Here is a 2,362-nt window from a genome sequence, read left to right as displayed (position 1 = left end):
ATCTCGGACGGCAGCGGCGCTCATGCCGTCGCTCCGCTTCGCTGCGCGACGCCCTGAGGCACCGTCGCACTGTTCCGAATATTCGCTCGCTGCCGCTCGCTCATGCGTCGATCGCATCGCGGTCGACGCGGTCGGCCGAGTCGATGAGCCAGTTGCGGCGCGGCTCGACCTTCTCCCCCATCAGCAGTTCGAGGATGCGCTCGGCGGCGTCCACGTCGTCCAGGGTGATCCGGCGGACGGCGCGGGTGGCGGGGTTCATCGTGGTGTCCCACAGCTCGTCGGCGTCCATCTCACCGAGGCCCTTGAAGCGTGGGATGGGCGTGACGATCTGCTTGCCGGCCTTCTCCAGCTTGCGAACCGTCGCCTCCATCTCGGCCTGGGTGTAGGTGTAGACGGTCTGCGGGTTGCGCCCCTTGGTGGTGATCTTGTGCAGGGGCGGCATGGCGGCGTAGAGCCGACCGGCCTCGATCAACGGCCGCATGTACCGGGCGAAGAGGGTGATCAGCAGCGTACGGATGTGCGCGCCGTCCACGTCGGCGTCGGCCATGATCAGCACCCGGCCGTAGCGCAGCGCGGCGAGGTCGAACGTCCGCCCCGAGCCGGCCCCGAGCACCTGGACGATGGCGGCGCACTCGGCATTGTCCAGAACCTGCTGGAGGTTGGCCTTCTGCACGTTGAGGATCTTGCCCCGGATCGGCAGCAGCGCCTGGTACTCCGAGGAGCGGGCCATGCGGCTCGTGCCGAGGGCGCTGTCGCCTTCCACGATGAACAGCTCGCTGCGGTCGATCCCGGTGGCACGGCAGTCGACCAGCTTCGGCGGCATGGACGCGCCCTCCAGGGCGGTCTTGCGCCGGGCGGCGTCCTTCTGCTGCTTCTGGGTGAGCCGCACCCGCGCCGCGTCGACGATCTTCTGCAGGACGACGCGCGCCTCGGCCTTGGTGCGCCGGTCCTCCAGCCAGGCCTTGACGTGCGCGTCGACCAGGGTCTGGATGACCTTGGTGATGCCGGTCGTGGACAGCTCGTCCTTGGTCTGCGAGGTGAACTGCGGCTCGGGGATCCGCACGTGCACCACGGCGGTCATCCCCTCCAGGACGTCGTCCAGGGTGGGCGGCTCCTCCTTGGCCTTGAGCAGGCCGCGGGTGTTGCGGACGGCGTCGGCGAGGGTGCGGACGAGGGCCCGCTCGAAGCCCTTGCGGTGGGTGCCGCCGTGGGCGTTGCGAATGGTGTTGGTGAAGCATTCGACGGTGCGCTCGTAGCCGGTGCCCCACCGGAACGCCACCTCGACCTCGGCGCGACGCTGCACGTTGGACTGCATGACGCCGTTGGCGTCGGCGGCGTTCTCCCGGTACGTCCCCTCGCCGTTGACCAGGAGCATGCCGGAGACCGGCCGGTCGCCGGCCGGTGCGAGGAACTCGACCATGTCGCTGAGCCCGTTGGGGTAGTGGAACCGCTCCTCGGCGGGGGCCTCGCCGGTCAGGTCGCGCAGCAGGTACGTCACGCCGGGGACCAGGAACGCGGTGTTACGCAGCTTCATCCGCACGGCGTCGACGTCGAGCGCCGCGCCGGTCTCGAAGTAGCGGGCGTCGTGCCACCAGCGGATCGAGGTGCCGGTGCGCTGGCCGCGCTTCATCGCGCCGACCACCTGCAGGCCGGGGCCGGCGGTGAAGGGCGCGTCCGGCCCGTCGCCGTCGAAGATCCCCGGAACGCCGTGCCGGAACGACATCGCGTGGACCTTGCCGGCTCGGCGGACGGTCACGTCGAAGCGGCGGGACAGCGCGTTGACCGCCGAGGCGCCGACGCCGTGCAGGCCGCCGGAGGTCTTGTAGCCGGAGCCGCCGAACTTGCCGCCCGCGTGCAGCCGGGTCAGCACCAGCTCGACGCCGGAGATGCCGGACTTGGCGTGCACGTCGGTGGGGATGCCGCGGCCGTCGTCGTCGACCTGCACCGAGCCGTCGGCGTGCAGGATCACCTCGACGGTGGTGGCGTGACCGGCGACACCCTCGTCGGTGGAGTTGTCGAGGATCTCGTTGACGAGGTGACCCACGCCACGGCTGTCGGTGGAACCGATGTACATGCCGGGCCGCTTGCGGACGGCGTCCAGCCCCTCAAGGTGGGTGAGGTCATCGGCCCCGTACAGGGTGTCAGGCTCTGCGGTCAACTGGTCGTACTCCCCGGTCTCGGCGGTGTGGTGCCGCGTCCGAACTGTCGGTCGGCCGGCGCGCGCCGCAGCGAGCCTAACCGGCAGATGCGACACGACGACGGCACCCCGCAGTCGAGGCCCGCATCCTCGGGGGGGGTGGGGGGCGCGGCGCGGGGTGGGGTTGTTCGGGGTGGTGGCGGGCGGCGCCGCCGGGGGCGGCGG

1 protein-coding gene is annotated in these 2,362 nt (G+C 71.0%); it reads right to left on the bottom strand.

Features of this window, described 5'->3' with window-relative positions; all coding sequences use genetic code 11:
* Positions 1 to 100: 100 nt before the first annotated feature.
* Positions 101 to 2,158, bottom strand: a complete 2,058-nt coding sequence (locus tag AB0J68_RS31050; protein WP_354855098.1) for a DNA topoisomerase IV subunit B — start codon at positions 2,156 to 2,158, stop codon at positions 101 to 103.
* Positions 2,159 to 2,362 lie beyond the last annotated feature (204 nt).

The organism is Micromonospora sp. NPDC049580 (assembly GCF_040675595.1).
Classification (GTDB): domain Bacteria; phylum Actinomycetota; class Actinomycetes; order Mycobacteriales; family Micromonosporaceae; genus Micromonospora.
The sequence above is the reverse complement of the archived record's forward strand: the minus strand, read 5'-3'. Positions and strand labels throughout refer to the sequence as shown.